Genomic DNA, 6,229 nt, shown 5'->3' with positions numbered 1-6,229 from the left:
GCGGCACCCGCTCGGGCCGGGGGCCGGGGCGCAGCGCCGGGCGGGCCGGGGCGGGGGTGTCGGTCGCGCGGTCGGCGAGCCCGGCGACGGTGGGCGCCTGGAAGAGGTCGCCGATGGCGAGTTCGACGCCGAGTTCGGTGCGGGCCCGGCCGACCAGGCGGGTGGCGAGCAGGGAGTGGCCGCCGAGGGCGAAGAAGTCGTCGTCGATGGTGATGTCGTCGATGCCGAGGAGTTCGCCGAAGAGCTCGCAGAGCACCCGTTCGCGCTCGTCGCGGGGGGCACGCCCGGTGTCGTCGGCGGCGAGGTCGGGGGCGGGCAGGGCGCGGCGGTCGACCTTGCCGTTGGCGTTGAGCGGCAGCGCGTCCAGCAGGACGACCACGGCGGGGACCATGTAGCCGGGCAGGACGGTGCCGGCGAAGGTGCGCAGCTCGGCCGGGGTGAGCGTGGAGTCGGCGGTGCAGTAGGCGACCAGCCGGGTGTCACCGGGGCGGTCCTCACGGGCGGTCACGATGACCTGGCGGACGGCGGGGTGGCGGGAGAGCGCCGCCTCGATCTCGCCGAGTTCGATCCGGAAGCCGCGCAGCTTGACCTGGCCGTCGATCCGGCCGAGGAACTCCACGGCGCCGTCGCCGCGCAGCCGCACGAGGTCCCCGGTGCGGTACATCCTCTCCCCCGGCGCGTACGGGCAGGCGACGAAGCGTTCGGCGGTCAGTCCGGGCCGGCCCAGGTAGCCGCGGGCCAGGCCGGCGCCGGCCAGGTACAGCTCGCCGGGGACACCGGGCGGGACGGGCCGCAGCCGGGCGTCGAGGACGTAGTTGCGCATGTTGTCCAGCGGGCCGCCGATCGGCACCCGGGGGCCGTCGAGATCGGCGGGGGCGAGCGGATGGTGGGTGGCGAAGGTGGTGGTCTCGGTGGGCCCGTAGACGTGGGCGAGCAGCAGGTCGGGGCAGGCCTCCAGGACCCGGCGCATCAGGACGCCGGAGGCGGCCTCGCCGCCGGTGCAGACGACGCGCAGGGCGGCGAAGGTCTCCGGGGCCTGCTCGGCGACGAGGTCGAACAGGGCCTTGGTGAGGAAGACGGCGGTGACGTCGTGGCGGGTGGTGACGGCGTGCAGGGCGGTGGCGTCGAGGGCGCCGGGCGGGGCGACCACGACGGTGCCGCCGGCCAGCAACGGCGTCCAGATCTCGTAGGTGGCGGCGTCGAAGGCGTGCGGGGAGTGCAGCAGGACGCGCTGGTGGCGGCCGTCCTGCCAGCGCCGGTCGGCGGCGAGGTCGAGCACGTCGCGGTGGCGCACGGCGACGCCCTTGGGGCGGCCGGTGGAGCCGGAGGTGTACATCGCGTAGGCGAGCTGGTCCGGGTGGACGGGCAGGCCGGGGCGGTGGGCGGGGGCGCCGGCCTCGTCGCCGGGGCGCACCACGGCGGCGCCGTGCGGGAAGCCCGGGTCGGCCCGGTCGGTGAGCAGCACGGGGGCGCCGGTGTCGGCGAGCACGCCGGTCATCCGCTCGGCCGGCAGACCGGGGTGCATGGGGACGTAGCAGCCGCCGGCCTTGACGACGGCGAGGGTGGCGACGACGACGTCGGCGGAGCGTTCCATCAGCATCGCGACGGGGGTCTCGGGGCCGACGCCGAGCGCGTTCAGGTGGTGGGCGAGGCGGTTGGCGCGGGTGTCGAGTTCGGCGTAGGTGAGGGTGCCGCCGTCGTGGGCGAGGGCGGTGGCGTGCGGGGTGCGGTCGGCCTGCCGCTCGAAGGACTCGGCGAGGGTGCCGGACCGGCGGGGCGCGTCGGTGGCGTTCCACTCGCTGAGGATGCGGGTGCGTTCCTCGGGGGCGAGCACGTCCAGGGTGCCGATGGGTGCGTGCGGGTCGGCGGCGGCACCGGCCAGCAGCCGGCCGAGCCGGTCGGCCAGGGTGGCGACGGTGGTGCGGTCGTAGAGGTCGGCGGCGTACTCGATCGAGCCGGTGAGCCCGGCGGGGGCGCCGTCCGGGCCGTGCTGTTCGGCGATGCCGATGTTGAGGTCGAACTTGGCGACCCGCAGGCCGATCGGTTCGGGGGCGGACTCCAGCCCGGGCAGGGCGAGTCCGGCGTCCTGGCCGTGGTTCTGGAGCACCAGCAGGGTCTGGAACAGCGGGTGGCGGCCGAGCACCCGGGGCGGGTTGAGTTCCTCGACGAGGCGCTCGAAGGGGAAGTCCTGGTGGGCGAAGGCGTCGAGCTGGGTCTCCCGGACCCGGCCGAGCAGCTCGGCGAAGCTCGGGTCACCGGTAGGGGTGTCCCCAGCGGAGCGAGGGGAAGTGTCGACGCGCAGCACCAGCGAATTCACGAAGAAGCCGACCAGGTCGTCCAGAGCCTCGTCGGAGCGCCCGGCGACGCCGGTGCCGAGCGGGATGTCGGTGCCGGCGCCGAGCCGGGTGAACAGGGCGGCCAGGCCGGCCTGGAGGACGGTGAACAGGGTGGTGCGGTGGGTGCGGGCGAGGTCGAGCAGGGCGGTGTGCAGGCCGGCGTCCCAGGCGAGGTCGACGGAGTCGGCGGCGCCGGTGGGGGCGGGCGGGCGGGGGCGGTCCGTCGGCAGCTCCAGTTCCTCCGGGAGACCGGCCGAGGCGGCGCGCCAGTAGGCGAGTTGGCGGGCGATCAGGCTCTCGGGGTCGTTCTCGTCACCGAGCAGGTCGCGCTGCCAGAGCGCGTAGTCGGCGTACTGGATCGGCAGCGGTTCCCAGTCGGGGGCGCGGCCGTCGAGCCGGGCCCGGTAGGCGTCGGCGAGGTCGCGCAGCAGGGGGCCGAGCGACCAGCCGTCGCCGGCGATGTGGTGGAGCACGACGAGCAGCACGTGCTCGGTCGGGGAGAGGGTGAACACCGTGACCCGGATGGGCAGTTCGCGGCTCAGGTCGAAGGTCTCGGCGGCCGCGGCGTCCCGGTGGGCCGGGTAGTCGTCCGGTGCGCAGTCCACGGCCAGGAAGCGCGGCTGCGCCTCCTCGGCCGACAGGATCCGCTGCACCGGGACTCCCCCGGCCACCGGGAACACCGTGCGCAGGGCCTCGTGCCGGGCGACCACGTCCGCCGTCGCGGCGCGCAGGGCGGCGGTGTCGAGCCCGCCGCGCAGGCGCAGGGCGAACGGCAGGTTGTACAGCGCGGTCGGCCCCTCGATCTGGTCGATCAGCCAGAGCCGCTGTTGGGCGTACGAAACCGGGATCACGGTGCTTCCTCTACTCGGGTCTGCTCACGTCACGGCACGGGCTGTTCGGGGGCGGGGCTCAGGCGGCGGCCAGGGTGGGCCGGACGCTGGGCCGGCAGTCCAGGACGTCGAGCGGCCGGCCCATCGAGACGGCGATCCTGCGGTCGCCGCGGTACGGGTCCCGCCCGTGGGCGCAGAGCACGTTGTCGACCAGCATCACGTCGCCGACCTGCCAGCGTTCGCGCACGGTCGCGGCCCGGTACGCCTCGTTGAGGGCGTCGACGTCGGCCCGCTCCAGCGGTTCGCCGTCGCCGAAGCCGGTGTTGAACGGGAGGCCGTCCGGGCCGAACTCGTCGGTCATCGCCTCGCGGATGTCCGGGTCGAGCGACCACTCGTTCCAGAAGGCGAGGTGGTTGAACCAGACCTCCTCGCCGGTCGCCGGGTGGTGGATGGTGCCGGGGCGCAGCTGGCCGGTGCGCAGGTTGCCGTCCGGCAGCCACTCCCAGGTGATGCCGTTCTCCCGGCAGTACGCCTCGACCTCGGAGCGGTCCTCGGTGGCGAAGGCGGTGCGCCAGCCGAGGGAGACGTAGTCCGAGTAGTTGCGGGTGAGGGTCCAGCCGGAGGTCCGCATCCGCTCGACCAGGTGCGCGGGCAACTGGGCGAGCACCCGGCGGCAGTCGGCGGTGGGGGTGGCCCCGCCCTCCTCGGGGGCGGTCAGGCAGGCGAAGAGCAGCCGGCCGGGGAAGGTGAGGGTGTAGCTGTTCTCGTTGTGCATCCGGATCGGCTGGGCCGGCGGCAGGTCGGTGGAGGAGAAAACGCCGTTGCCGTAGTCGCTGCGCGGGGTGGCCTTCTCCCGGTAGGGGGTGCGCTCGGGGATGAGGACGTCCCGTACGGCCGCGACGTCCTCGGTGCTCGCGACCGGCAGGCCGCGCAGGAAGATCGTGCCGTGCCGGTGCAGGGCTTCGGTGAGCGCGGTCTCGTTCTCGCGCAGCCACTCGCAGGCCTCGCCGAGGCCGGCGGTGCGCGGCGCGTGGGCGAGGGCCGGGCGGCCGGGGTTCAGTTCCCAGGTCGGCATGGTGGCGGTCACCGGTCGGCGAGGGCGGCGACCAGGCTGGCGGGCCTGATGTCGGTCCAGTTGGCCTCGATGTAGTCGAGGCAGCCCTGGCGGGTGTCCTCGCCGTGGACGGTGGTCCAGCCGGCCGGCACGTCGATCCAGACCGGCCACAGCGAGTGCTGGTTCTCGTCGTTGGCCAGCACCAGGTAGCCGGCGTTGTCGTCCTCGAACGGGTTGCTCATGGTGTCCTCCTTGGGTTGCTTCGAAGGTAGGCGCGGGCCGTGCGGCCGAAGGGCAGGAGTCGCGGCAGGTACGCGGCAGTTGGGCCGTGGGGCCTGCCGGGTGGTTCAGCGGGGGGTGAGGCGGACCGGGAAGCGGTCCAGGCCGAAGTTGATGATCGAGCGGTTGTGGGTGACCGGCCCGGTCGGCTCGATGGTGGCGACGCGCTCCAGCATCGCCGTGAACAGGCCGCCGAGTTCGGCCTTGGCCAGCGGCGCGCCGACGCAGTAGTGGGCGCCGAGGCCGAGCGCGAGGTGCTTGTTGGGGGCGCGGTCGAGCAGGATCTCCTCGGGCCGTTCGAAGGCCTCCGGGTCCCGGTTGGCGGACCAGACCCAGACCGCGACCCGGTCGCCGCGCCGGATGGTGCGGCCGTCGAGTTCGGTGTCCCGGCTCGCGGTGCGCAGGGTGTGCAGTCCGACCGAGGTCCAGCGCAGGAGTTCGTCCAGGGCCGAGTCCATGCCGACCTCGCCGCGCTGCAACCGCCGCCACAGGTCCGGGTGCTGGACCAGGGTGTGCAGGCCCATGGCGGCCGTGTGGCGGACGGTCTGGACGCCGCCGACCACGATGTTGTCCAGGTTGAGGACGACGTCCTCGATCGGCAGCAGCTTCCCGCCGACCCGGTAGGTGGCCATCATGCTGATCAGGTCGTCGCGCGGGTCGCTGCGCCGCAGCATCACCTGGTGCAGCAGGTACGGGATGAGCTGCTGGTGGCCGGCCCGGCGCTCCTCGGGGGTGCGGCCGAGGAAGGCGACGTCACAGACCCGCACGACCATGTCGCGGTCCGCCTCCGGGACGTCCAGCAGGTCGCACATCACGGACAGCGGCAGCGCGGAGACGGCGTCGACGAGGTCCACCTCGCCCTGCTCGACGGCCTGCTCGACGATCGAGGCGGCGAGTTCGGCGATGCCCCGGGAGGCTCCGCGCACGGCTCCGGGCGAGAAGAACGGGTTGGCGGGGGCGCGGAGTTCGCGGTGCCGGGGCGGGTCGGTGAGGGCCATCATCCGGCCGGAGCCGACCGGGACGTTGCCCTCGCCGGCGCCGAGCAGCGAGCCCTGTTCGGAGCTGTAGACGGCGGCGTTGCGCAGCACCTCGGCGGAGTGCCGGTAGGAGAGCACCGACCAGACCGGCCCGTCGTCGACGGTGTCGGTGAGGTGGACGGCGGACTCCCGGCGCAGCTCCGCGACCAGCGCGGGGGTGTCGGGGCGGGCCCAGAGGTCGGGGTCGGTGAGGTCGACCGCGGTGGTGGTTGGCATCAGTGCTCCGTCGTGGGCTGGTGGGCGGCGCCGGGCCGCGCGATGAGGGAGGTCAGCAGGTCGACCGGGCCGGGCCCGTCGACGGTGGCGAGCAGGTGGCCGCCGGGGACGACGTGGTGGCCGTGGGCGCCGCGGGTGTGGGCGGCCCAGCCTTCGAGGCCGCCGGCGGCGAGGAGGGGGTCCTCGACGCCGACGACGGTGTGCAGGGCGGAGCCGATCGGCGGGTGCGGGCGGGGCCGGTAGGTGTCGACCACGTCCAGGTCGGTGCGGATGCCGCGCAGCGCGTGCTCCTTCAGATCGACGTCGCCCGCCACGAGTTCGCCCATTCCGGCGAGGCGCAGCAGGTCGTCGGCGGTGTACTGCGGGCGGTCCGCCCCGGCCCAGGCGGCGGGCGGCGAGGCGGAGGCGGCGACGACCAGTTCGGGCCGCCGCGCGGCGGGCAGCGCCCGGGCGACCTCGTAGCCGAGCAGGGCGCCG

Annotated in this window: 5 protein-coding genes; all 5 read right to left on the bottom strand. The window is 74.6% G+C overall.

The window, feature by feature from the left end:
• On the bottom strand, positions 1–3,187 hold a 3,187-nt coding region (locus KS423_RS35740; RefSeq protein ID WP_224283908.1), incomplete at its 3' end, for a non-ribosomal peptide synthetase.
• Positions 3,188–3,245: 58 nt separating this feature from the next.
• Complete coding sequence (locus KS423_RS35735) at positions 3,246–4,241, bottom strand: TauD/TfdA family dioxygenase (RefSeq protein WP_224283907.1); 996 nt, start codon at positions 4,239–4,241, stop codon at positions 3,246–3,248.
• Between the two features lie 8 nt (positions 4,242–4,249).
• Positions 4,250–4,462: an MbtH family protein gene (locus KS423_RS35730; RefSeq protein WP_224283906.1), complete on the bottom strand. Its 213-nt coding sequence runs from the start codon at positions 4,460–4,462 to the stop codon at positions 4,250–4,252.
• Positions 4,463–4,567: 105 nt separating this feature from the next.
• A complete protein-coding gene (locus KS423_RS35725) occupies positions 4,568–5,752 on the bottom strand; it encodes a cytochrome P450 (protein ID WP_224283905.1) in 1,185 nt (394 codons plus the stop codon).
• Positions 5,752–6,229 (bottom strand): thioesterase II family protein (locus KS423_RS35720; RefSeq protein ID WP_374120085.1); only part of this gene is annotated, 478 nt, incomplete at its 5' end. The genes KS423_RS35720 and KS423_RS35725, both read right to left, overlap by 1 nt.

The sequence above is a fragment of the Streptomyces sp. LS1784 genome, from assembly GCF_020103755.1.
In the GTDB taxonomy this organism is placed as follows: domain Bacteria; phylum Actinomycetota; class Actinomycetes; order Streptomycetales; family Streptomycetaceae; genus Kitasatospora.
This window is presented reverse-complemented; position numbering and strand designations above follow the sequence as displayed.

Coding starts and splice junctions, on each gene's coding strand:
- KS423_RS35730 (WP_224283906.1), bottom strand. CDS start 4,462: ATGAGCAACCCGTTCGAGGACGACAACGCCGGCTACCTGGTGCTGGCC.
- KS423_RS35735 (WP_224283907.1), bottom strand. CDS start 4,241: ATGCCGACCTGGGAACTGAACCCCGGCCGCCCGGCCCTCGCCCACGCG.
- KS423_RS35725 (WP_224283905.1), bottom strand. CDS start 5,752: ATGCCAACCACCACCGCGGTCGACCTCACCGACCCCGACCTCTGGGCC.